Source organism: Streptomyces flaveolus (genome assembly GCF_044765825.1).
Taxonomy (GTDB): domain Bacteria; phylum Actinomycetota; class Actinomycetes; order Streptomycetales; family Streptomycetaceae; genus Streptomyces; species Streptomyces flaveolus.
This window is the reverse complement of sequence record NZ_JBIWKU010000002.1, coordinates 594092-617227: the sequence shown is the minus strand read 5'-3', so window position 1 is coordinate 617227 and position 23136 is coordinate 594092. Positions and strand designations below refer to the sequence as shown.

Sequence of the window (23136 nt, the reverse complement as noted above, 5' to 3'; positions counted from 1 at the left end):
GACTCAGACGACCGGCTCGCCGATGCCGAGCAGGTTCCCCTCACTGTCGCGGAACCAGGCGCCGCGCTCACCCCGGGCGCCCTTGCTCGGGTAGTTCCCCTCGATCTCGGCGATCCCGTCCCTGGTCCGGAACCCGGGCGCGTCGACCTCCTCGAACACCACGCCGCGCCGCTGGAGTTCCGACACGACGGTCTCGATGTCGTCGACCTCGAAGGCCATCTGGGTGAACGTGCCGGGCGAGGAGCCCGCCGAGCGGAACAGTACGAAATCCGCGCCCGCGCACCGGTACAGCAACCCACCGGGCCGTTCGTCGACGGGCCGCAGGCCGAGCCGCTCGGCATAGAAGCGCCGCGCCCGGTCCAGGTCCTGGGCGGGAAGCCTGGTCGCCACGCGGGCCCGGGCCAGAAGATTCTTGTCGTCCGTGTCCATGGTCCCACTGTGCCGTGAGGGAGCGCCGCGGAGCGGGAGGCGGCCCGGAGTCGTCGGCGGCGCCGTCGGCGAGGACGGTGGCCCGGGACGGTTCGGCAGGTGTCAGTCCGCCCGGACCAGGAACCGCTGATCGGCCTCGCCGGTGCAGCGTTCCTCGATCGCCTCCGCGCCCTCGGTGGTGAGGTCGTCGGCGATGCCGATGCACCGGCTCCCGGTGACCGGACGGATCCGCACACCCTCGGCGTCGTCGTCGGGGCCGGCCTCCAGGCGGAAGAGGGTCGCGTGGGTGCAGTCGTTGCGGGGTTCGAGCATGCCCTTCACCGGGCCGGAACCCATCACCGTCAGGCACCCCTTCCCTTCCTCCGGATGGTGCCACTGGATGTGGTACAGACCCTCGCCGACCGGCTCGAGATACGTGCGCGGCACCGTGCTCCGCGCGCAGGGGAGCTGGACGGCGAGGGCGCTGGCATAGGCGCCCTTGCGGTCCCGTCCGTCGGTCAGGCAGAGGTCGGGCGTGCGGGCGGGCCGGAGGGTGACCCAGCCGTCGGTGGCGGCCCCCGAAGCGGTGCCCGACCCGTCGGAGCCGTGGGGGAGCAGCCCCCAGGCGGCCACGGCGAGGAGCGGGAGCGTGAGCGCGGCGACGAGCGCGACCGTGCGTCCCCTGCTCCGGCGAGGCCGCGGAGCCGTGGGTTCCGCGGCCTGCGGCGGGGCCTCGTCCGTGCCGTTGCCGTTGCCGTTGCCGTCGCCGGCGTCCGGCCCGGGGCCCGGCGTCGTCGCGGGCCCGGTGGCGACGTCGGCGGCGATCCGGTCCCGCGCGTCCAGCCACGCGCCGACCCGCCGGCCGTCCCCGCAGGCGCGGACGAACGCGGCCAGCAGATCGGGCCGTGGCAGGTTCGTCCGTCTGAGGATGTCGGCCAGCGTGCTGCGCGCCAGCACGTCACCGTTCCGGGCGGCCTGCTCCTCCAGTTCGCGAAACGTCCGTCCGGAAAGCGCCTTGAGCCGCCGCATCGACGCGACGAACTCCGCCGCGTCCTTCGCTTCGTACGGCGACAACTCCCCCAGGTTCCCCATGAAGGTCATCTTGCTGTGACGGCGGCAGGAGGGGCAATGGGCTGTTCGGCCACGCAAGCCTGTCCGGGACACGATGCGGACAGGCCCCTGACCAGCCCGGACAGTCCTCCTCTGTCCGGGACAGCCGTGGACCGTTGCCCCGGCCCGAGGGTGGACGGCAGTCTTTGTGACGCCCGAGGCCCGTGGGAGCGGGCCGCACCGGCCACCGACCGCATGAACAGGGGGACGGGGGGCCGCTGGTGGGGCGGACGAGGTCCGCCCCACCAGCGGGCGCACGCCGGCCCGCCGCCATGCCGACGAGCTCTGACCTGACCCGGGTTGACGTCCACCTCGGGGAGGCGCAGGTGCAGGGTGAGTGGACCGGGACGGTGGCCGCGGTGCCGTCCGGCGGCCGGATCGGGCCGTACACCGTACTGGCCGAGCTGGCCAGCGGCGGCATGGGACGGGTCTACCTGGCCCGCTCGCCCGGTGGCCGCACCGTGGCCGTCAAGACCCTGCTCGCCGCGGAGGGCCAGAGCCCCGCCGAGGCCGACCGGCGCCGCTTCGTCCGTGAGGTGGCCCTGGCCCGCAGGGTGCGCGGGGCGTACACCGCCGGCGTCGTGGACGCGGACCCCGAGGCGCCGTCGCCCTGGATGGCCACGGAGTACGTCCCCGCACCCTCGCTGCGCGAACTCGTCGACTCCTGCGGCCCGTTGCCGGCCGATTCGCTGTACTGGGTGGCGGCGGGCATGGTCGAGGCGCTGATCAGCATCCATACGGCGGGTCTGGTGCACCGCGACGTCAAGCCGTCCAACGTCCTGCTGCCGGAGGACGGCCCGCGCCTGATCGACTTCGGCATCTCGCAGGCCACGGACCTCACCCGCACCAAGGCGGCCCTGGGGACGATCCCGTTCGCCGCGCCCGAACAGGCGCGGGGCGAGCCGACCACCGTGGCCTCGGACGTCTTCTCGCTCGGCGCGACCCTGTTCCACCTGGCCACCGGTCGCAGCCCCTATCGCGGCATGGGGGAGGGCACCGCCTTCGAGCAGCTGGTCCGTGCGGCCGAGGGTGACCTCGACCTGTCCGGCCTGCCCGCCGCCCTCGACCCGCTGATCCGCCCCTGCCTGGCGCTGGACCCCGAGCAACGCCCGTTTCCCGCAGCCCTGTTGACGTCCTGCGGCGAGGCTCTCGCCCGGCGCCCGGGGGCCCAGGGTGCGGCGGACTGGCTGCCGGCCGCGTGGGCGGACGCCATCGAGCGGCACCGGCGGCGCCGCATCGAGGAGGCGGACGCGGCACGCCTGAGATTCGACCCGGAGGCGGCCACCGAGCGCACCCCGCCGGCCCTGGCACCGCCCGCCACCCGCCGTATGCCCACCGCTCCCCGTCATGCCCGGACGACACTCGTCGTCAGGATCGTGGCGGCCGTGCTGCTGGCGGGGGCCGTGGCCGGCTACTTCGTCCTGCGGTCCGCCGCCGGCGACGACGGCGGCGACACGGCGGTGGCTGCTCCGGCGCAGGCGTTGCGGCTCGCCCTGGTCCAGCAGAGCGAACAGGGCGCGTGCTCGGAGGCGCTGCCGCCGCCCACCTTCGTCTCGATGGACGGCAGGACGTGCTACTCGGTGTCGACCCGGGCTGAGGACCGGATGAGCGTCCGCAAGCTGCGGGAGGTCGGCTACGACCAGCAGGACGGGAGGTGGAAGATCCTGATGACCTTCGACGACACGGACGCGCGCCGGTTCGCCCACCTCACGGCGCGGGCGGCGGAACGGCAGTCACCGCGCAACCAGATCGCCATCCTGCTCGGTGACCGCCTGCTCAGCGCTCCCGCGGTGGCCGAGAGCGTCGCGGGGGGCTCCGTGGAGATCGCGGGCAGCTTCACGCGGGACGAGGCGCGGGAACTGGCCAAGGAACTCGGCGGCCGATGAGCCCGCCCGCCCGCCTCACGCGATGAGGCAGGTGTAGTCGCCGCTCTGCCCGATGCCGCTACGGCTGGTCCGAGGGAGCAGGGCCGGGCCCGGTCGCCCGGCGGCGCCGGTGGCCGGGGGCCGACCGGCGTCGTCGGGGCGGGGCTCGCTCGCCGGAACGCCCGGGTGTTGCGCCTCCCGAGCCGCGCCCGGCCCTGCTCACCGGGAGGCATGTCCGAAAGTCACCCCCCGCGGGGATGCTCCCTGCCGCCACGGGTATGTCTCGTCCACGCGCATGTGCGGAGGGTTGGGGGGAGCTGGCCCGATGACATGGTGCCGTCCGGGGACCGGTGGACAGGAGTCGAGGAGGGCCCGGCGGCGGCAGGCGGTGCGCCTGCTGAGGGCCCAGGGCAAGTACGGACCCGAGCTGCGGGAGGTGCTGCCCGCGCTGACCGGAACGGTGCTCACGGCGTGCGGGGCGTTGGCCGGTCTCGTGGTGGCCTACCGCTTGACCGGCCCGGCAGCGCCCGTGGCCGCGCTCGCCCTCGCGGCGGTCGTCGTGCCGGTGGTCGTCGGGCGCCGTCGGCCCCTGTCCCGGCGCCGCCGCGGGTACTACACGCCGGAGGAGATCGCGGAGTTGGACGTCGACGGCCTCGCACTGGCCGTGTGCCGCATGCTCCGCCGGGACGGCTGGACCGTACGGCGGGCGGCCGATGACGGTGTCCGCCCACGCGTACAGGCCCGCCACGACCGGGGGCACCGGCTTGAGGTGGCGTTCCGCCCCGTCGCCGAGCCGCTGCCGGACGAGGACCCGCCGCTCGCCCCGGCACCCCGCGGCGACCGCCCGCCACGGCTCCGGCTGGTCGTGCACCGCGGCACGTTCACCCGCCGCGACGTCCGGTGGGCGCGGGCGAGTGAGGACATCCGTCTGATGGACGGCACCCTGCTGAGACGATGGGCGTACGGAACCCCCCTGCACCGGCTGATCGACCTCCGCTGAGCCGTAGACGTACACCCGAGCACATGTACGACGAACTGGGGAGCGACCGTGCCCGGAAGAGGTCTCCCCCGGCACCCCGCGACACCGCCGGCACAGCGGCACCACGGGTAACGACCGAGGACGGCGGCGGCACGGGCCGCCACGGCGGAGTTCGACGGAAACCACTGCCCGCGTGCCGATACCCCGCATAGCGTGCGGGGACCCGAACCGACCCCCACCCTCGTGCGGTCCGTGCACGTCGGGCCCCGGCCGCCCCAGGAGTTCGTGATGTCCTACGACAGCGCCGAGTCACACCCCTTACGACAGCAGAACGGACGGGCCCCCTCAGCCGCCTCGCACCTGCCGGTGCCCGCCGGCTACCACCGCGCGCTGCGGATCCTGCGCCGCGCCTGCCGATGGCAGCGCAGGGTGGCCACGTTCGCTGCCCTCGGGTACTTCGCCGTCTTCCTGACACTCACCGTCGAGGCCCCCTCCCTGATGTCGCGCCCCGTCCTCGGCGGTCTGCCCACGGGCCTGCTGCTCGCCCTGGTGCAGGTTCCGGTCACCTGGGTGGCCGTGGTCCTCTTCGAATACACGGCGCGACGGTACGTCGACCCCCTGGCCCGTAGAGTCAGCCGGTACGAAGGCCCGGACGGCGGCGACGGGAAGCCGCGGGGATGACGGACCTCGGCGGCTCCGCGCAGTCCTGGTCCCTCGTCGCCTTCTGCAGTGTCGTCACCGTCACGCTGCTGCTGTGCGTGGTGACCGGCCCCGACCGCGACGACCTGGAGGAGTTCTACACCGGCTACCGTTCGCTGTCCCCGATGCGCAACGGCCTGGCCGTCGCCGGCGACTACATCTCCGCGGCGACGGTGCTCACCATCGGCGGTGTCATCGCGCTGTGCGGTTACGACGGTGTCGTGCTGGCCCTCAGCACCCTGCTGTCCTTGCTCCTGCTGATGGTCCTGCTCGCCGAGCCCCTGCACAACACGGGCCGCTTCACCATGGGCGACGCCCTGGGCCGGCGCATGGCGGGGCGGGCCGTCCGCGTCACCGCCTGCGCGGTGACCGTGCTCTCGCTGGTGCCCATGATGATCGTGCAACTGGCGGGCGTGGGGCAGCTGCTGGCGTTCATCCTCGGCTTCTCCGGCAGCGTCCTGAAGACGGGATGCATCGTCGGGGCCGGAACGCTGATGATCAGTTACGCGGCCCTGGGCGGGATGAAGGGCACCGCGCTGATCCAGATCCTCAAGACGGTGATCCTCCTGGGCTCCGGGCTCGTGGTCGCCGTGCTCATGCTGCACGCCTTCGGCTGGCACCCCGGGACGATGGTCGACACGGCCGCGCGGCGCAGCGGGGCCGGTGAGGCGTTCCTGCGGTACGGACTGCAGTTCGCGGACGGACCGCACCCGGGCCCCGACATGATCAGCACCCAGGTCGCCATCGTGCTGGGCGGCGCCTGCCTGCCGCACGTCACCATGCGCATGTACACCGCGGGCAGCGCCCGGCAGGTGCGGCGCACCATGTCCTGGGCGGTGTCGGCGGTCGCCCTGTTCATGCTGGTGATCACCGTCATCGGCATCGGCGCCACGGCGCTCGTCGGCCGGCAGCAGATCACCGCGGCCGACCCGCGCGGCAGCACCGCCTATCTGCTGGGCGCCCGGGCCGCGTTCGGCCCCGAGGTGTCCCGCACGGAGAGCCTGCTGTTCAGCACGGTCACGACGGCGATCTTCCTGACCCTCCTCGCGTCGGTGGCCGGTATGACGCTCGCCTGCGCCAACTCGCTGGCGCACGACGTCGCGGCCTCCCGCCGCAAGGGCATGGCGCCGCCGCGCGAGATGACCCTGGCACGCGTCTCGGCGCTGATCGTCGGCGTACCGGTGGTGCTGCTGGCGGCGCTCGCCCAGCACCGCAGCCTGCAGCCCCTCGCGACGCTGTCCTTCTGCATGGGCGCCTCGGCCATCGCCCCGGCCCTGGTCTACTCGCTGTTCTGGCGCCGTTTCAGCCGCGCCGGTCTGCTGTGCACCCTGATCGGCGGTTCGGTCACCGTGCTGGTGCTCATGTCGGGCACCCGGCTGGTCTCCGGTTCGCCGACCTCGGCTTTCCCGGAGGCCGACTTCAACTGGTTCCCGTTCACGACGACCGCCCTGGTGTCGGTGCCGCTGGGCTTCGCGTTCGGCTGGCTGGGCACCGTCCTGGGCGGACGCCGGGGCGCACAGCGCGAACGCGTCCGGTACGCGGCCGTCGAGCAGCGCATCCTCGCCGGACCACCGCGACGCCGGCCGGCATGGAGCCCGGACGACTAGACGGCACGGTGGCCGGTGGCGACGTCCGCGCTCAGCGCGTGTGGGTCGGACGGCCGGTGGCGGCGATGATCTCGCCGACCGTGCAGCCGGAATCCGCGTCGGAGACCAGGGGCACGCGACGCGATCCACCCGCTCGTGCGACTTGCGGCGCCGCCCGCGGGCGGCGCTCACCATCGACTGCGGGGACCGCGGACCCTCGAACGGCCTGGAGGCCGCCTACGGCAGGCCGGGGATCCGCACTGTGACAAGGAGCCCGCCGGCGGGGCGGGGGACGAGGTCGAGGGTCCCGCCGTGGGCGCGGACGATGCTGTGCACGAGGGCGAGCCCGAGGCCGGCGCCGGCGTGCTCGTCGGCGCGTACACGGTCCGTGCCGCGCCGGAAGGGTTCGACGAGGGTCGGCACCAGGTCCGGCGGGAGCGGAGGACCCGTGTTCTCGACCCGCACCACGCTCACGTCGCCCTCCGCCGCGGTGTCGACCGTCACGGTGCCGCCGGCGGGGAGGTTGTGCACGACCGCGTTCTGGACGAGGTTCGTCACCATGCGCAGCAGGAGCTCTGCGGAGCCGCTGGTCCGGGTCGGTCCGCCGGTCACGTCGAGCGTGATCCCGCGCTGCTCGGCGAGGGGCAGCAGGGTTTCGGCGGCCTCTTCGGCGACGAGGGACAGGTCGACGCTCTCGCGGGTGAAGTTCCCGCGGTCGCTGCGGCTGAGCAGCAGCAGGGCCTCGGTGAGGTCGATCGCCCGCGTATTGACAGCGTGCAGGCGTTCGACGAGTTCGCCCCGGTCGCGTGCGGGGTCCTTGCGGGCGACGTCGAGCAGCGCCCGCGAGATGGCCAGCGGGGTGCGCAGTTCGTGGGAGGCGTTCGCGGCGAACCTCTGCTGCTCGGCGACATGGGACTCGAGCTGTTCGAGCATCGAGTCGAACGCGTCGGAGAGTTCACGGAACTCGTCCTGGCGGCCCGTCATGCGGATCCGGTGCGACAGCGACCCGCTCCCGGCCATCCGTGCCGCGTCCGTGATCTGCGTGAGCGGGGCGAGCATCCGGCCGGCGAGGATCCATCCCCCGACGAGACCGAACACGAGCAGGAAGGCCATCGCCGCGGCCGCGGCGGGGGCGAAGGTGTGCACGAGGAGGTAGCGGTTGGGCGAGATGCCGAGAAGGCCCTGCGAATTGTCGGGTACGTACCGCAGCAGGAACACCCACACCACGGCCAGCAGGAGAGCACCGGCGACGGCGAGGAAACCGGCGTAGCTGAGGGCGAGTTTCAGCCGGACGCTGAGCCCTGGGCGTCTAGGCATGCGCACTGCCGGGGCGGGTGGCGTCGGGGCCGGTGTCGATGCGGTAGCCGACACCCGGCACCGTGGCGATGATCCACGGTTCGCCGAGCCGTTTGCGCAAGGCGGAGACGGTGATGCGGACGGCGTTGGTGAAGGGGTCGGCGTTCTCGTCCCAGGCCCGCTCCAGCAGCTCTTCGGTGCTGACGACCCCGCCCTCGGCGGCGACGAGGACCTCGAGCACGGCGAACTGCTTGCGGGTGAGCGCGACATAGCGTCCGTCGCGGAAGACCTCCCGGCGGAAGGGGTCGACGCGCAGGCCCGCGATCTCGCGGACCGGGGGCCGGGCGTACGCGCGTCTGCGGTCGAGCGCCCGCAGCCGCAGGACGAGCTCCCGCAGTTCGAACGGCTTGGTGAGGTAGTCGTCGGCGCCGAGCTCGAACCCGGACGCCTTGTCGTCGATCCGGTCGGCGGCGGTCAGCATGAGGATCGGGATGCCGCTGCCGGACGCCACGATGCGCCGGGCGACCTCGTCGCCGGAGGGACCGGGGATGTCGCGGTCGAGGACCGCGAGGTCGTAGGAGTGGACACTGAGCATTTCCAGGGCGGAGTCGCCGTCGCCGGCGATGTCGGCGGCGATCGCCTCCAGCCGGAGACCGTCGCGGACGGCCTCCGCCAGATAGGGCTCGTCCTCCACGATCAGTACGCGCATGTCCGAAGCCTAAGCACCATACATATCGCCGACGTATGCGTAGACGTGCGCGACGACGTGTGCGCAGCGGACACGCGACTCAGCCCGCCGGTGCCGGGGCGGGGCGAGACCGGTCCGCCGGCGCCTGGGCCGTGGCGCGCCACCAGCGGCGCGACGCCAGCCCGGCCAGCACGCAGCCCGCGGCGTTGACCAGGACGTCGTCCACGGACGACACCCGGTCGAGGCTCAGGACGTACTGCGCGGTCTCGACCAGGGCCGAGCAGCCCGCCCCGAGCGCCAGGATCCGCGGCACGGACGCCAGGGCCGCGCACCGGATCGGGGCGAAGAACCCCAGCGACGCGAAGACCAGCAGGTTGCCGACGATCCCGAGGGTCCCCATCGTGACCAGGTCCCGCAGCGGTACCAGGCTCACCCGGGCGGGCACGACGCCCGCCCCGCCGCCCGGCATCATGGTCAGCCACAGGAAGGGCACCGTCCCATGGACCATGCCCACCTCGGCCAGCGACATCCGCCACGCCGACGCGACGCCCGCGGCACGCCGCCGGCGCGCCAGAGCCCACGCCACCAGCACGGCCAACGGCAGCGCGACCAACGTCATGAGCACCACACCGTTGAACGTGTCGAAGCAGCCGTGCCACCGCCCGGCCATGCACCTCGGAGCGGACATCATGAGCGGCCGCCGCATGACGAACGCGGCGCTCGCCAGGCCGAGGACCGCCAGGCCGAGGAGCACGATCCTGCGCGTGCGACGGAACGGTGCTGAGAGCGATGCGTGGTGATTCACGCCCCCTATGGGAGCCGGAGCGCTGTCGCGGTGGCGTATGCGATTTTCGATACGCCCGCGATACAACACCTTCCCGAACCCGGCCCCCCAGCGGCGCCGAAGAGCGCCGCACCGTCGTCACGCCGTCCGCACGGTGACCTTCTGGGTGGCGCCCGCCTCGGCGGTGAGGTCGCCGAAGGTGAGGGTGAGGTCGCGGCCGGGCACGGCCCGCTCGACCGTGCCGGGCCGCGAGAGGACGGAGGTCACCGGGTGCCGCCAGGTCACGGTGAGCGTGGCCAGGGTGCGGGTCGGGTCGGAGACGCAGACGACGGCGGTGCCGTCGCGCCGCTGCCGGACCAGCACCGAGCAGGGGGCGTCGGCGGTCAGGTCGCCGACCGTCCCGGCGGCCCAGAAGTTGACGGCGGTGAACCCGAGGGAGGGTACGCGGACGCCCTGAGCCCGGGGCGAGTTCGCGAGTGTCCTGAGCAGGCCCCGCGCGCCGGCGGCCCGTGCCGCGGTACGGGCGGCACTGGCACCGGGCAGCATGACGTAGGCGTAGGTGCCGTCCACCGGATCGGTGCCGTGGTCGACGTACAGGGTGAGGTAGCGGTCGGTGCAGGGGGCCGTGGAGGAACCGGTCCTGATGTCGCTCCACCGGCCGGTGCGCTCCTCGCGCAGGGCCGTGACCCGACCGCCGGCCGGGAAGACGTAGCCGCCGTGGCCGGCGATGTGCGCCCATCCCGGGTCGGTCAGCGTCTCGCTCCAGCCCGGTGTCCCGGGCCGGAGCCGGCCGTCCACGGTCAGGGCGTGGGTGCCGGTGGCGCCGAGACGCCGGTTGTCGATCACGGTGTTGACGGCCTCGCCGTCCGACGCGGTGACGCCGGCGCCCAGACAGACGATCCCCTCGTCCAGGAAGAACCAGGACTTGCGTGCCACCAGCGTCGAGGCGATGCCCTTCAGGTGCTGGCCCACCGCCGCGTACGTGCCGTCGGTCGTGCCGCCGACCCACTTCACCGCGGGCCGTTCGGCGCCCCACTGGCCGCCCTGACCGTCGGCGAGCCTCTTCTGCGAGGCGGTGATGCCGGGCAGGCGGTAGGGGTCGACGGTGGCCCAGAAGGTCTGCGAGTACTGTTCGTTGGCGTAGTCGTCACCCCACCAGGACAGCCAGCCGGCGCCGGTGTGGAACCCGCGCAGGTTCTCTCCGTTGCCCCACTCGTAGTGCGCGATGCGGTCGGACGCCATGGACAGACAGGCGGCCCACCCCCGGCGGCGGTGCACCGCCCGGTCCTGGGACGGGAAGAGGCGGTGCTCGACCGGCTCGGGCAGGGGCTTGACGGAGGAGTCGTCCATGACGCTCTGCAGCTGGGCGAGTTTGTAGACGCCGAGCATCGGGTCGGTGTGCGGCGGGCTGAAGTAGGCCCGCTGGATCCAGCCCTTGGCCAGGGCGCGCCAGCGCGCGTTCTGCTCGCTGCTCGCGGCCCGGCCCAGGGCGACGATCGAGGCGATGACCGAGTGGCCGCGCAGATGGTCGTCGTTGGCGCCGGCGGCGTCACCGGGCGGCAGCCCCCGGGAGACGGCGCGTCCGGAGACGGCGTCCATGCACAGGCCGTTGTACAAGAAGGGAGCCCACGCCCGGTCCACGGCGTCGAAGTAGTTCTCCCGGGCCGGGTCGGTGATCTCCCACGGAGAACCCGCGAGCAGCGCGAACAGCAGGCTGAGGCCCGTGAACAGGTCCGCGCCGTACGAGCCGGCGTAGGGCACCCAGGTGTGCTGGACGAAGGAGCCGTCCCGGTAGAGACCGTCCCCGGTCGTCACGTAGGGGAAGACCGGGGAGAGGGCGTCGGCCGCGACGGTGAGCCGGTCCGCGTCCTCGCCGACCAGACCGCTCAGCGCGATGGTGCGGCACAGGTCCACGCGGTTGGCGCCGGTGGAGGTGCCCGTGTACGACGCCACGGCGCTGTCCGGCACGAAGTCGCGGACGGCCTCGGTGATCGCGGCGATCAGGTCGGCGTCCAGGTGGTCGTAGAGGATGATCGCCGCGTCCAGAAGCGCCTGCGGGCCGCCGATCTGCCAGTTGTACCAGTTGCCGTAGCGGGCCTGGCCTGCGTGGTACACCTCGGTGACCACATGCCGTATCCCGGTCACGACGTCCCGCGCGAGAGCGTCGTCGCCGGTCAGACCGGTGCCGGGTTGGGCGTAGGCCTCGGCCATGGAACGCAGGCGCTGGAGGGTCAGCTGGATCTGCGCGGAGTAGGCGTACGACTCGGTGTCCGTGTCGGGCTCCGGGTCCCGCCAGACCATGCCCGGCCACAGGGAGCCCGGCGCGGGCCGCATCGCGGTCCGCCAGGCGGCTGCACTCGCGCCCAACTGCGCGAGTTTGGAGGCGAACGGCTCCGCGGTGGGGCTGAATCCCGAGCCCAGGATCAGTCCCCGCCAGGTTGTCCTGAGCTTCTCGAACTCGGCGGAGGCGGCGTACGCGGCGCCGGGCGGGACCGCCAGGGAGGCGGCTCCGGCCAGGCCCAGCGCGGCAGCGGCACCACCCGTCGCCTTGACGAATACGCGGCGGGACCAGGGTGTCGGCATGGTGTCTCCAAGGACGCGGGGGAGGGGCGTGGGGCGTGGAGGGCGAGTGAGGGGTTTCTAGCACGATGTGAGCAAGACGCTCAATACGTAAGACTCGAAAGAATCAATCGTTGGAGTACGGTGGAACGCGCACCAGCCGGGGGATCACCAGGAGGACGACGGATGCGGTCGCATGTCAATCAGCGCCATGAACGGGTGCTGGAGATCGTGCGCAGGCGAGGCGGTCTGCGCGTCACGGAACTGGCGCGGGAGTTGGGCGTCTCCGCCGTCACCGTGCGCCGCGATGTCGAGGCGCTGGCCGAACAGGGCCGGCTGACCAGGCTGCACGGTTCGGTCTCGTGGCCCGCAGCGTCAGGAAGCGGTCCGCTTGCCGCGTCGTCCGGAACGCCCGCCGCGGCGGCCGGCACCGAGGACGCCGAACCGCCGGAGACCACCGGACCGGTCCTGGGCATGGTCGTGCCCAGCATGGAGCACTACTTCGCCGAGCTGGTGCGAGGCGCCCAGGACGCCGTGGCGACGCGGGGCGGCCGGCTGGTGCTCGGGATCGCGCACTGGCGCTCCGAGGAGGACACCGCGCAGATCGGGCGGATGCTCGACGGCGGTGTGGACGGCCTGCTGATCCAGCCCAGTTGGGAGCGCGGGGTACCCAGCTTCGAGCAGGAGGAACAGTTGCTGGCGCTGAGGATCCCGGCCGTCCTGGTGGACCGGCGCGTCCCCCTCGGGGGGCGGCTGGCCGGGCTGGACAGCGCGCGCTCCGACCATGTGCTCGGCGGCGCCGCGGCCGTCCACCACCTCGCCGGGCTCGGACACGAGCGGATCGCCCTGCTGGCCCAGGACAACCCGACATCTCCGCAGGTCAGGGAGGGTTACGAAGCCGCTGTGGCGGCACGCGGCCTGTCCGTGCTGCCGCCCGTAGCCGTCGACCCGGACGATCCGGCGGCCCTGGAGGCCGCCGCTCGGGCGCTGTACCGGTCGGTGACGGACGACGGGGTCACGGCCGCGATCGTCCACAACGACCAGACCGCGATCGGCGTGGTGCAACGGCTGCGCGCACGGGGACTGTCCATCCCGGCCGACGTGTCGCTGGTGGCGTACGAGGACGAGATGGCGGCACTGGCCGACGTACCGCTGACCGCGGTGGCGCCGCCCCGGCAGGCCGTGGGGGAGACCGCCGTGGAGATGATGCTCTCCCGGCTCGGTGCGGGCCCGGGCGCGTCGGCTCCGAGCCGGCACGTCTCGCTCGTGCCGCGGCTCACGGTGCGCGCGTCCTGCGCCTCGCCGCGCTGAGCGGGGCGACCCGCACGACGGAACGATGAGCGATCGTTTTGATCGAAATGATCGTTTGGCAGTGAGGCTGAAGAAGAGCGTGTCCTGGGTGTACCAGTCGATCTTCTTCGTGGCGTACTCCCACTCCTCGTGCTCGAACTCCAGCTTCTCCGCCAGTTCCTGGACGTCGTACCGGAAGTCCTGGGGCAGCCGGTCCAGGACGGCACGGTACGCGTCGGCGGCGGGCTTGGTCCTCGCCAGCGGCAGATGGCCGAGATGACCGTCATAGTGCCAAGCGGCACTGACACCCGGGGGGCCCTGCGGGTCCGCCGTCCGCCGGGTGGGCACCGGGCGGACGGCGGCACCGGTTGTCTCAGGGCGCGATGGGCAGTTGGCGCTTGTGCTCGGTGAGGTGGTAGCGCGCGACGATCTTCTCGAAGACCGCCTCGTCCACCGGCTTGCCCTCCAGGAAGTCGTCGATGTCGTCGTAGGTGACTCCGAGGGCGTCCTCGTCGGCCTTGCCCGGGTCGAGGGTCTCCAGGTCGGCCGTCGGCGTCTTCCACACCAGCTCGGCGGGGGCGCCCAGCGCGTCGGCGACGGCACGCACCCGGCGCTTGGTCAGGCCGGTCAGCGGGACCAGGTCGGCGGCGCCGTCGCCGAACTTCGTGAAGAACCCGGAGACGGCCTCGGCGGCGTGGTCGGTGCCGACGACCAGACCGTCGTGCGCCCCCGCCACCGCGTACTGGGCGATCATGCGCTGCCGGGCCTTGATGTTGCCGAGGACGAAGTCCTGGTGGTGCTCGTCGCGGAAGGCGACGTCGGCGACGACCGCGGCCGCCAGTGCGGCGTCGCTCGCGGGCTTGATGTCGACGGTCAGCACGTGGTCGGGCTGGATGAAGGAGAGCGCGAGCTGGGCGTCGTGCTCATCGGCCTGGGCCCCGTAGGGCAGGCGCATCGCGTAGAAGCGTGCTTCGTGACCCGCGGCGCGGGCCCGCTCGACGGCGAGCTGGCACAGGCGGCCGGCGGCCGTGGAGTCGACGCCGCCGCTGATGCCGAGCACGAGGGACCGCAGGCCGGTGGAGGTCAGCCGCTCGGCGAGGAAGCCCACTCGGCGTTCGATCTCCCGCTCGGCGTCGAAGTTCTCTGCCACCTGGAGTTCCCGGGCGATTTCCTGCTGCTGGGCGATGGACGCCGGCTCGCTCACGTCTGCTCCTGATCTGGTTCGCGGTGTGCTGCCGTAACCAGCCTACCCAGACGCCTTCACCAGGACGGGAACCGCGTCGGGCACGGGTCACTCCGAGCGTGGCAGCGTCATGAGCCGCCCCGGTGCCGGAAGCTCACGTCCCAGGCGCCCGAGCGGGGAGAGAGCCATCACCACCGGGGACAGCGTCATGCCCGCGGCCGTCACCAGCAGACTTGTGCGCAGCCCCCACTCCTCGGCGAGGAAACCGCCGAGCAGAGAACCCGGCGGGGCCGCCCCCATGCCGGCGAACGTGACGGTGGCGGCCACGCGGCCCTGCATCCCGTCCGGAGTGACGGCCTGCCGGACGGCCATGACCGTGACGTTCACCAACTGGCCGCCGCACCCGAACACGAAGCCGACCGCGAGAAGCGCGGTGACCGTCAGCACCGACGAGCCGTGCAACGCGGGCACACACAGGAACGCGCCGTCACCGATCGCCGCCGCACACACGAGCACCAGGCCATGACCGAACCGGCTCGGCAGGCGTGCGGCCAGCACCGAGCCCAGCAGCGCACCCGGTCCCGCAGCCGCCAGTGCCAGCCCTACGACGGTGCCCGACAGGTGCAGTTCCCGCGGCAGGAAGAGGAGATGGACGGTCATCACGGCCGCGAAGGAGAACTGGAAGACGGCCGAGGCCAGGCACAGGCTCCGCAGCGCGGAGTCACGGGCGACGAACCGCAGGCCCTCATGAATCCGCCGCCAGACCCGTGGCGGGTGTTCCGGACCCTCCGGGACCGACTCGGCTCGGCGGATCCGCCGGATCGACAGGAAGGACAGCGCGAAGAACAGCGCGCTGAAGGCGGCGGCGATCGGCGCCGACAGCAGCGACACCAACGCACCCCCGAGAGCGGGACCCCCGATCTGCGCCGCGGAACGGCTGCCCTCCAGCGCGCTGTTGCCCTGCACGAGCCGGTCGCGTTCCACCAGCCGTACGAGGGACGTCTGGTACGCCACGTCGAAGAACACGGACAGGGTTCCGACGGCGAAGGCGAGTGCGAGCAGGCCGGGCAGGCCCAGCAGACCGAGGAGGCCGGCCGCTGCGGCCGCGCCCAGTGCCAGAGTCCGGCCGGCGTCGGTGAGCACCATCGTCGTGCGGGTCCGCCACCTGTCCACGCAGGCGCCGGCGAAGAGCGAGAGCAGCAGGACCGGCGCCTGCCCCACCGCGCGAAGGACACCCAGCTGACCGGCACTGGCTTCGAAGGTCAGGACCGCGAAGAGCGGCAGGACCACCAGGCTTGCGTGTTCACCGAGTTGGGAGGCTGTCTGGCCCGTCCAGAGCCTGCGGAAGTCGGCGTCCCGCCACAGGCTGGACGGAACAGGCCGACCGGAATCGGCTGCGGTGGAGGAAGCGGACGTCACGGGAATCCCTTGGGTTGCCGGCAACGAGGCCCGCCGCCGAGCACACGAAAGGCGCACCGGCGGTTCGGACGGGGGAAGGCTCGCTGTGCCGCGGCATCAAGGGCAGCACGCGATGACAGGCCGGTCACGGCCTACGACGTCAACGCGCGCTCGGGAAACCGACCATGTCTCGACTCCTCCTGGGTGACTTCCTGCCCGAACCCTAGCCGTGGGCGGCCCGACGCGAAAGAACGCCCAGCGCGGGTCCGGGGTCGCCGAACTCCGCACGCAGGGCCTGGAAGGCCGTGACCTTCTCCTCACCGAAGCGGCGCACCTGGGAGGCGTACTCGTCGGCCGTCAGGAACGCCGTGGGCCGGGACTTGCTGTGGAACTTGTCCGCGTACATGACCAGCCGCTCCTCGTCCGTCACCGCCAGGTAGTCGGCGACGGGCAGGGGAAGGCCCTGCTTCAGGACGTCCTCCTTCGTGACCCCCACTCCGGTGTGGTGGGAGCAGAAGCGGCGCAGCGTCTCCGGGAAGCCCTCGTTCTCCAGGATCTCGTGGCCGAGCAGCCCGTGCCGGATGTAGTTGCCGTGGTCCAGCCGCCCCTCGTCCCCGTAGAGGCGGTAGACGCCGATGTCGTGCAACAGGCAGCCCGCGCGGACCAGTTCGGCGTCGAGATGGCCGAGGTGCGGCGCGGCGAGCAGCTGTTCGGCGATGCCCCAGACGATCTCGCAGTGGGTGTGCACGAGGTCGAACGTCTCGGCGGTCGGCGCGTACTTCGCGTGCAGCGCACGGATCTCTTCGGTTCCCGGAATCCTCACCGGGGGAGCGTAACAACGGTCGTCCGGGAGGCCGGGGGCCGGTCGCCGTGCCGGCCGGTCACTCGGGCCAGGCGGAGTTCTCGATGACGTCGACGAAGTCGGTCCGCCGGAATCCGGGGACGAAGTGTTCCAGGACGTCCGCGTTCACCGTGCCGAAGGTGGTGTCGGGGCGGTGCCGGAAGCCGTCGGTGAACGCCTGGAGGATCTGCCGCTTGAAGTCCGGCCGGGGGTGCGCGGCGGTGACCTCGTCGATCTGTGCCTGCGTGACGTGGGCCAGGTGGAGGCCGAGCACATCGGTCTCGACGCCCGCGGTGGTCGCCGCGATCTCCGGTGCCATCCTGTACGGCACCTCGGGCGTGGTGTGCAGGGCGACGGCCGTCCAGACCGTGTCCGCGTCGCTCTCGGAGAGACCGTGGGTCAGCAGGAAGGCCCGGGCCTGGTCGGCGCCGTCCATCTCGAAGCGCTGGTCGTCGCTGCGGTAGGGCGGCACGAGGCCGGTGTCGTGGAACAGCGCCGCCACGTACAGCAGCTCCGGGTCGGGCCGCAGGCCGAGTGCCGCGGCCCGGAGGCTGCCGAAGAGGTACACCCGGCGGGAGTGGTGGAAGATCAGCGGCGGCGTGGTGTCGCGGATGAGTTCCGTCGCGTCCTGCGCGAGCTTGCTGTCGGGGATCTCGATTCCGGCGATCTTCTCGGTCATGGCTGCCTTCCCTGGGGACGGTGGTGCGGGACCTACGGATGCAGGACCTGACCTCAGCTTGCGTCGGACGGGGCCGTCGCGTCCGCTGCGGGACGGCCGAGAAGCCCTCGAAAACGGCCATGGTCCGCGCTGCCGGCTCACCCTCCGGTGGTGCGGGTGCCGGGGGCCGGTGTGGTGGTGGCGAAGCGGCGCCGGTACCGGGTGGGGGACAGGCCCAGGTGGCGGGCGAACGCCCGGCGCAGGCTCTCGTAGCTGGGAAAGCCCGACAGCGAGGCGGCCTCCGTGGCGTTGTGCCCGGCGTCGAGCAGGGCCTTGGCCATGTCGAAACGGATCAGCTCCACGTACTTCATGGGCGTGGTGTCCAGCTCGGCGCGGAACATTCGGGTCAGGTGCCGTGGGCTGACCCGCACGCGGGCGGCGAGTGCCGCCAGGCCGTGGTCGGCCGTCGGATCGGCCTGGACGGCCTCCTGGACCAGCCGCAGCACGGGTGCGCGGGGAGCCGGGCCCTGGAGCGAGGCCGAGAACTGGGACTGCCCGCCGGCCCGCTGCATGTACACCACCAGTGAGCGGGCAACCTGCCTGGGCAGGTCCGGACCGTGGTCCTCCTCCACCAGGGCGAGGGCGAGGTCGATGCCCGCGGTGACACCGGCCGAGGTGTAGGTGGTGCCGTCCTTGACGAAGATCGCGTCGGGCTCCACGCGCGTCGACGGACAACGGCGTGCCAGCGAGGTCGTGTGCTGCCAGTGTGTGGTCGCCCGCTTGCCGTCCAGCAGGCCCGCGGCGCCCAGGACGAAGGCACCGGTGCAGACCGAGGCGACCCGCCCGGCCCTGTCCGCGAGCACCTTCGCCGCCGTACTGAGGCCGGGATCCACGGGCGGGCCGGGCAGCAGGTCACCGCCCACCACGAGCAGCGTGTCGTAGACCGCGGCGGCGCCGGCGTCCACGTCCACCGGGACGCGCATGCCGATGGAAGAACGCACCGGCACCCCTCCGGCCGAGACGATCTCCAGCCGGTAGCTCGCGCCGAACCGATTGGCCTCGCTGAACACCTCCGCGGGCCCCGACAGATCGAGCATCTTCATGCCGTCGAACACCAGAATGCCGACGCTGTGCGGTCCGGATGCCATTGCCTCTCCCTCCCAGCCCGCCGGCACACCACGGCCGGGGTGAACCGGTGATGCGACCCTGTACGGGCACAGTTGATCACGCGGGCCGCGGCGCACCGGCGCGGTACCTCAGTCGTCGAGGAGCCGCCGTGCCGTGAGGGCGGGTGCCGCCGCGGATCACGCCGTCGACGGGCGGCGGGCGACTCCTCGCCGGGCGGTCTACCGGAAGTCGGCCACGTGGTCCGCGGCCCACCGGGCGAAGGTGCGGGCGGGGGTGCCGGTGACGTCCTCGACGGTGGTCGTGATCTCGGGTTCCGTGCCGACCGCCGCGGCGAACGCCCCCAGCATCACGTCCAGGAACGCGGCCGGCATGTGGGGATAAAGCCGCGCCGCCTCGCTGTGCGGCATCTCGGTGAACCGCAGGGACCGGCCGAGGGCCGCGCCGATGATCCGGATCTGCTCGGCCGTGGTCACCGCCTCCGGTCCGGTGAGGCGGTACACACGGCCGTGGTGTCCGTCCTCCAGCAGGGCGCGGGCGGCCACGGCGGCGATGTCCCCCTCGTGGATCGGGGCCATGGCCGCGTCGCCGTACGGGCCGCGCACGTCGTCGCCCGCGCGGATCTGCGGTGCGTACGCCAGGACGTTGACGGCGAAGGAATTGGGCCGCAGCAGAGTCCACTCGGCCGCGCCGGCCCGTACCGCACGCTCGGCCGTGTGGTGGTACGCGGCGATGGCGTTCCGGCGGGCCGTGGCCTCGTCGGTGATGGCTCCCGAGGAGAGCAGCACCACGCGCGTCACTCCGGCCCGGGTCGCCGCCGCCATGAGGTCCTCGGCGGCGTCCCCGACGCCGCCCGGATTGAGGAACAGTGTCGTGGCCCCGGCGAAGAGCCGTTCCCACGCGCCCGGTCCGGCCGGCCGGGAGAAGTCCGCGCGAACCGGTTCCACGCCGTCGGGCAGTCCGGCTCGGGAGGGGTCCCGGGTGAGCCCCCGAACGGCCCGGCCCTCAGCGGCGAGCTGCGTCACCAACGCACGTCCGACGTTCCCCGTGGCACCCACGACGACAATCACGCGATCTCCCATGTGCTCGGCTGCCCGGACGGGCAGGCCCCGGGTCCCTACGCTGCAACCTCGAGCACACTGCAGGTCAAGTGCCGTCCCCCGGCCCGCTACCGGTCCACCAGCGCCCACAGGCCGGACACCGTGGCGCCGCGCCGGCGCTTGGCCTCGATGGTCGTCATGCCCGCGTGCAGGGCGGTCGTGCCGTGGGCGTAGGCGTCTTCGACGGGCAGGTAGTACATGAGGTTGAAGTACAGGTGCGGCGCCGGATGCCGCCGGTCGACGGCGACCGCGCGGATCCACGTCGTCGATCCGTAGTGGTAGTACAGGCAGAACCCGGCCATCCGTGGCCCGTCGTAGGCGGTCACCACACGCGCCTCGTTGCCCATCGCCGCGGCCTGCCGCGCCAGGAGCCCGGTCATCGCGTCGACACCGTCCCCGTCGTGCCCGTGATCCTGCTGGTGGCCGGCGAGCAGAGCCCCGGCCTCCTTCAGGCAGTCCGCGAGCGCCTGGTGGCGTACGTCCAGGCCGGCCGCGGCGAAGGCACGGCGCTCACGGCGTATGCCGGCACGGCGCTGCGAGGGCAGGGAGGTGATGTAGTCGTCGACACCTGCGCCGGGCAACGGGATGAGGGCGTCGTCCTCCAGGTGGAGGGGGCGTCCGGGGTAGAGAGGGGCGAGCTGTGTGGCGGCGGGTGCGGTGAGGTACGGCCACCAGTGTGTGGTGCCGTGCCGGTCGGCGAAGTGGCGTGCGGCGTCTCGCAGCAGGAGGAGGCAGCCGTCCCGCTCCCCGGCCCCGAGGCCGCGGGCGGTGAGCGGGGTGTTGTGGTAGCCGCGCCGTGCTCCGGCGATCACGCGTGGCCGCACAGGCGCGGGCAGCGCCGTGCCGGGCCGGTAGTAGTCGTTCGGCTCGTCCCGGATCAGATAGAGGGGCGTGGCGGCGACCAGAGTGCCTGAGCGGTCCCGGACGAGCGCGTACGCGCACAGGGCGGTGGGGTCGTCTTCTTCACCGGCGAGCCACCGGTGGGAGAGGTAGAGGCCGGCCGGCCGGGCGAGGTGCTCCCATTCGGCGGCGGGGACGGCGTGGACGGAATCGACGAAACTCGTGATCAACGGGGTTTCCTCCGGCGATGGCGGTTGGGGGCCTTCAGAGCCGGCGCGGCGAAGACGGCGATCAGGCACGCGGCGGCTTCCATGCCCCACGGCAGGAGCGGTCCGGCCTCCAGCAGCAGGGTGAACACGGCGGGAGCGGCGACCATGCCGACGGCCCACGAGAACTGGTACAGCCCTTGTGTGAAGCCCCCCGCGGCCCCGGGGGTGAGGCTCACGGACAGCTCGCTCAACGCCGGTCCGAGGAGGATCTCCGCGACGCTGAACAGCACCATCGCACCCATGAGGGCCACCCAGGCGGTGAAGGCGAGGCGGGGCAGTGCGGGCAGGGCGAAGGCCCCCATCCCCACTGTCATGATCAGGTATCCGGCCGCCACGGCGCGGCGGGGCACCTTCGGCGCCATGTGCGCGGTGACGACGGTCGACAGCCCCGAGACGATGACGGTGTTGACGACGAACAGCACGCTCGCCGCCGACGCGGGAAGCCCCAGGGAGCGGGTGGTGTAGACGGCGACCAGCACGGCGAGCATCGCCTGGGCGAGGACGTAGGGGATGTTCACGGCCACCAGGAGCAGGTAGCGGCGCGTGTCGTCCGCCCGCGTCACCACCGCGTTCGGCGGCGCGCCCTCCGCCGGCGGGGGAGTGGTGGCGACGGCGGCGAAGCAGAGGGCGGCCAGCAGGTAGGTCGCGGCGTCGACCGCGATCAGCCACCGCAGTGAGCCCTGCCCGAACATCGTCAGCGCCCCCGCCGCTGCGGCGGCCCCCGCGGCGAGGCCGATGTTGCGCAGCGAGCCGGTGAACGCGAACCACGACCGGCGATCCCCGGGTTCGGTGACGTGCGTGATCAGGGTGCGCTGCGCGGTGAAGTACATGTTGATCCCCGCCTGCACCAGCACGTACACGCCGGCGACGTGCCACAGCTCGGCCGCGACGAGGAACAGGGCGAACCCGGCGGCGGCGACGACGTTCGCCCACACCACGACCGGCTTCGGCCCCACCCGGTCCATGAGGCGCCCGGCGAGGAACGTGACCGGCAGGGCGATCGCCTGCCCCACCGTCGTCGCCACCCCCACCTGCGCCAGCGGCAGACCTCGTACGTCGGTGAAGTACAGCAGCCCCAGCGGCAGGAGCATGCCGTTGCCGACGGAGTCGATCAGGTTGCCGGTGATGAACAGGCCGTGCCCCCGCAGCACGGGAACGCCGAGGCGGTCCGCGGTACGGGGACGGCGACCGGCCTGCGCGGACACGCTCACGGGCACAGCAGGGAGCCGATCTTGCCCATGACGTCGGCGGTGGGGAAACCGGTCGTCTCGTGCAGCTCCGTCAGGGCCTTCACCGTTCTGTCCTCGTCGCCTTCGGCGAGGGTGAACGCGACGATGTCGCCGCGGGAGGCACCGTCGATGACCAGATCATGCGCGGTGACCACCGCGACCCGCTGCCGCAGCTCGGCCACCACCGCCGCGGGGATGCGGTCCTCGGCGAGGAACTCGACGGCCCACCCCGCCCGTTGCGCCATGCCGCCGGTGAAGGGCAGACCGCGGGCCATGCGGGCGAGGGACGTGAAGGTGTTCGTGCCCGACGCGGCGCACGACAGGGTGGTGGCGCCGCCGATACGCGGGTTGATCTCCAGGATCACGAACTGGCCGCGGGTGTAGACCATGTCGACGTTGACCGACCCGCACACCCCCAGGTCCCCGCACAGGGTGACCAGGGTGCGGGCCACTTCGGCGAACGCGGCGTCCGCTTCCTCGCGGGGCCCGCACCAGCGCAGGTCGGCGAAGGTGAACACCGGCTCCGCCCCGGCGCGCCCGGTCCAGCACAGCGGCAGCACCCGGTAGGAGCCGGGCCGTCCCACGATGTCCACGCTGCACAGGTCGCCCTCGACGACCTGTTCCACCACCGCCGACACCTCCGGCGGAGACGCGAGATAGGCGTCCAGGTCGGCGGCACCGTGGAGGGTGCGGATGCCCATGCTGGTCGAGTCCCACACGGGCTTCGACATCAGCGGATAGCCGATCCGTTCGGCCCGCACGCGCAGGGCGTCCCGGTAGCCGGGCACCGGCAGGCCCCGCCCCGCCAGCAGATCGGAGTCGGTCCGGAACCCGTCCGGCACCTTCAGCCCGGCCTGCTCGCAGAGCCGCTTGGTCTCCCACTTGTCCACCAGCAGCATCGTCGCCGCGAGCGGAGTCATGACCGTCGGAATGCCCTCGGCGTCCAGGAACGCCTTGGCCGCGGCATCACGCAGCGCGTTCTCGCAGGGCAGTGAGATCGACACCGCGGCATCCGCTCCCCAGGCGGCGACCGCATCGGCGAGCTCCCGGGGCGTCACCGTCCGGTCCAGCCGTTCCCGGTACCCGGGGAAGTCGTCGGCACCGGCGGCGCCGCCGGTGTGGAAGAGCCCGGCCTCGATCCCGTCGGCGGCGAGCCCGCGTACGGCTTGCTGGATGTAGGGGTCGGCGCGCCGGATGCCGACCGACCGTAAGAACGCGATCTTCCGCAC

General features: G+C 72.6%; 20 protein-coding genes and 1 pseudogene. 5 read left to right on the top strand and 16 right to left on the bottom strand.

The genetic code is table 11. From position 1 onward, the window contains the following. Positions 1-3: 3 nt before the first annotated feature. Entirely contained in the window at positions 4-429 is a 426-nt protein-coding gene (locus ACIRG6_RS08130) for a VOC family protein (RefSeq protein WP_239766817.1), read from the bottom strand. A 102-nt stretch (positions 430-531) separates the two neighbouring features. Then, complete coding sequence (locus tag ACIRG6_RS08125; RefSeq protein ID WP_403321558.1) at positions 532-1500, bottom strand: RICIN domain-containing protein; 969 nt, start codon at positions 1498-1500, stop codon at positions 532-534. Between the two features lie 290 nt (positions 1501-1790). Here ACIRG6_RS08125 and ACIRG6_RS08120 point away from each other — a divergent pair, with 290 nt between their 5' ends. The 4 genes from ACIRG6_RS08120 (at position 1791) to ACIRG6_RS08105 (ending at position 6668) form a co-directional block, all read left to right on the top strand. Beyond that, positions 1791-3404 carry a serine/threonine-protein kinase gene (locus ACIRG6_RS08120; RefSeq protein ID WP_403321555.1) on the top strand — a complete coding sequence of 538 codons (1614 nt, stop codon included), beginning with the start codon at positions 1791-1793 and terminating at the stop codon, positions 3402-3404. 304 nt (positions 3405-3708) lie between these two features. Continuing rightward, a complete protein-coding gene (locus tag ACIRG6_RS08115) occupies positions 3709-4383 on the top strand; it encodes a hypothetical protein (protein ID WP_403321554.1) in 675 nt (224 codons plus the stop codon). Between the two features lie 267 nt (positions 4384-4650). Beyond that, positions 4651-5043 carry a DUF485 domain-containing protein gene (locus ACIRG6_RS08110; protein WP_364678259.1) on the top strand — a complete coding sequence of 131 codons (393 nt, stop codon included), beginning with the start codon at positions 4651-4653 and terminating at the stop codon, positions 5041-5043. Then, positions 5040-6668 (top strand): sodium/solute symporter, encoded by a 1629-nt coding sequence (locus tag ACIRG6_RS08105; RefSeq protein ID WP_364821660.1) that lies wholly within the window; start codon positions 5040-5042, stop codon positions 6666-6668. The genes ACIRG6_RS08110 and ACIRG6_RS08105 overlap by 4 nt, the downstream gene beginning before the upstream one ends. Before the next feature lie 216 nt (positions 6669-6884). Here the strand turns inward: ACIRG6_RS08105 and ACIRG6_RS08100 are convergent, their stop codons facing one another. The 4 genes from ACIRG6_RS08100 to ACIRG6_RS08085 all read right to left on the bottom strand — a co-directional run bounded on the left by ACIRG6_RS08100 (position 6885) and on the right by ACIRG6_RS08085 (position 11998). After that, positions 6885-7964, bottom strand: a complete 1080-nt coding sequence (locus ACIRG6_RS08100; RefSeq protein ID WP_350716392.1) for a sensor histidine kinase — start codon at positions 7962-7964, stop codon at positions 6885-6887. Continuing rightward, complete coding sequence (locus ACIRG6_RS08095) at positions 7957-8652, bottom strand: response regulator transcription factor (RefSeq protein ID WP_364821657.1); 696 nt, start codon at positions 8650-8652, stop codon at positions 7957-7959. Before ACIRG6_RS08095 ends, ACIRG6_RS08100 begins: the two co-directional genes overlap by 8 nt. A 79-nt stretch (positions 8653-8731) precedes the next feature. Then, the gene (locus ACIRG6_RS08090) at positions 8732-9436 is read right to left on the bottom strand and encodes a VanZ family protein (protein ID WP_364821654.1); all 705 of its coding nucleotides are present in this window, start codon (positions 9434-9436) and stop codon (positions 8732-8734) included. Between the two features lie 117 nt (positions 9437-9553). Beyond that, positions 9554-11998 carry a polysaccharide lyase 8 family protein gene (locus ACIRG6_RS08085; RefSeq protein WP_403321550.1) on the bottom strand — a complete coding sequence of 815 codons (2445 nt, stop codon included), beginning with the start codon at positions 11996-11998 and terminating at the stop codon, positions 9554-9556. 162 nt (positions 11999-12160) lie between these two features. On the opposite strand from ACIRG6_RS08085, the gene ACIRG6_RS08080 reads away from it, so the two are divergent. Then, a complete protein-coding gene (locus ACIRG6_RS08080) occupies positions 12161-13285 on the top strand; it encodes a substrate-binding domain-containing protein (protein ID WP_364678249.1) in 1125 nt (374 codons plus the stop codon). 126 nt (positions 13286-13411) lie between these two features. Here ACIRG6_RS08080 and ACIRG6_RS37720 read toward each other — a convergent pair. The 10 genes and pseudogenes from ACIRG6_RS37720 to ACIRG6_RS08030 all read right to left on the bottom strand — a co-directional run. Beyond that, a pseudogene (locus ACIRG6_RS37720) lies at positions 13412-13612 on the bottom strand (DUF7691 family protein); the annotation flags it as partial. Between the two features lie 25 nt (positions 13613-13637). After that, entirely contained in the window at positions 13638-14468 is an 831-nt protein-coding gene (gene nadE / locus ACIRG6_RS08070; RefSeq protein ID WP_350716387.1) for an ammonia-dependent NAD(+) synthetase, read from the bottom strand. Positions 14469-14555: 87 nt separating this feature from the next. Continuing rightward, on the bottom strand, positions 14556-15866 hold the full coding sequence (locus ACIRG6_RS08065; protein WP_403321547.1) for an MFS transporter: 1311 nt from the start codon (positions 15864-15866) through the stop codon (positions 14556-14558). A gap of 202 nt (positions 15867-16068) precedes the next feature. Next, positions 16069-16668: an HD domain-containing protein gene (locus tag ACIRG6_RS08060; protein ID WP_364821648.1), complete on the bottom strand. Its 600-nt coding sequence runs from the start codon at positions 16666-16668 to the stop codon at positions 16069-16071. A gap of 58 nt (positions 16669-16726) precedes the next feature. After that, positions 16727-17365 carry an HD domain-containing protein gene (locus tag ACIRG6_RS08055; RefSeq protein ID WP_318216870.1) on the bottom strand — a complete coding sequence of 213 codons (639 nt, stop codon included), beginning with the start codon at positions 17363-17365 and terminating at the stop codon, positions 16727-16729. 137 nt (positions 17366-17502) lie between these two features. Then, positions 17503-18492 (bottom strand): GlxA family transcriptional regulator, encoded by a 990-nt coding sequence (locus ACIRG6_RS08050; protein WP_403321545.1) that lies wholly within the window; start codon positions 18490-18492, stop codon positions 17503-17505. Between the two features lie 198 nt (positions 18493-18690). Further along, complete coding sequence (locus tag ACIRG6_RS08045) at positions 18691-19539, bottom strand: NAD(P)H-binding protein (protein ID WP_403321544.1); 849 nt, start codon at positions 19537-19539, stop codon at positions 18691-18693. A 98-nt stretch (positions 19540-19637) separates the two neighbouring features. Beyond that, entirely contained in the window at positions 19638-20639 is a 1002-nt protein-coding gene (locus ACIRG6_RS08040) for a GNAT family N-acetyltransferase (protein WP_403321542.1), read from the bottom strand. Next, positions 20636-21889, bottom strand: a complete 1254-nt coding sequence (locus ACIRG6_RS08035) for an MFS transporter (protein WP_364678225.1) — start codon at positions 21887-21889, stop codon at positions 20636-20638. Before ACIRG6_RS08035 ends, ACIRG6_RS08040 begins: the two co-directional genes overlap by 4 nt. Beyond that, positions 21886-23136, bottom strand: coding sequence for an ATP-grasp domain-containing protein (locus ACIRG6_RS08030; RefSeq protein ID WP_365023691.1), 1251 nt, complete (start codon positions 23134-23136; stop codon positions 21886-21888). The genes ACIRG6_RS08035 and ACIRG6_RS08030 overlap by 4 nt, the downstream gene beginning before the upstream one ends.

Bases quoted from the DNA above. Each gene is read 5' to 3' on its own strand.
- ACIRG6_RS08130 (WP_239766817.1), bottom strand. From the start codon at position 429: ATGGACACGGACGACAAGAATCTTCTGGCCCGGGCCCGCGTGGCGACC.
- ACIRG6_RS08125 (WP_403321558.1), bottom strand. From the start codon at position 1,500: ATGGGGAACCTGGGGGAGTTGTCGCCGTACGAAGCGAAGGACGCGGCG.
- ACIRG6_RS08120 (WP_403321555.1), top strand. From the start codon at position 1,791: ATGCCGACGAGCTCTGACCTGACCCGGGTTGACGTCCACCTCGGGGAG.
- ACIRG6_RS08115 (WP_403321554.1), top strand. From the start codon at position 3,709: ATGACATGGTGCCGTCCGGGGACCGGTGGACAGGAGTCGAGGAGGGCC.
- ACIRG6_RS08110 (WP_364678259.1), top strand. From the start codon at position 4,651: ATGTCCTACGACAGCGCCGAGTCACACCCCTTACGACAGCAGAACGGA.
- ACIRG6_RS08105 (WP_364821660.1), top strand. From the start codon at position 5,040: ATGACGGACCTCGGCGGCTCCGCGCAGTCCTGGTCCCTCGTCGCCTTC.
- ACIRG6_RS08100 (WP_350716392.1), bottom strand. From the start codon at position 7,964: ATGCCTAGACGCCCAGGGCTCAGCGTCCGGCTGAAACTCGCCCTCAGC.
- ACIRG6_RS08095 (WP_364821657.1), bottom strand. From the start codon at position 8,652: ATGCGCGTACTGATCGTGGAGGACGAGCCCTATCTGGCGGAGGCCGTC.
- ACIRG6_RS08085 (WP_403321550.1), bottom strand. From the start codon at position 11,998: ATGCCGACACCCTGGTCCCGCCGCGTATTCGTCAAGGCGACGGGTGGT.
- ACIRG6_RS08080 (WP_364678249.1), top strand. From the start codon at position 12,161: ATGCGGTCGCATGTCAATCAGCGCCATGAACGGGTGCTGGAGATCGTG.
- ACIRG6_RS08055 (WP_318216870.1), bottom strand. From the start codon at position 17,365: ATGACCGAGAAGATCGCCGGAATCGAGATCCCCGACAGCAAGCTCGCG.
- ACIRG6_RS08050 (WP_403321545.1), bottom strand. From the start codon at position 18,492: ATGGCATCCGGACCGCACAGCGTCGGCATTCTGGTGTTCGACGGCATG.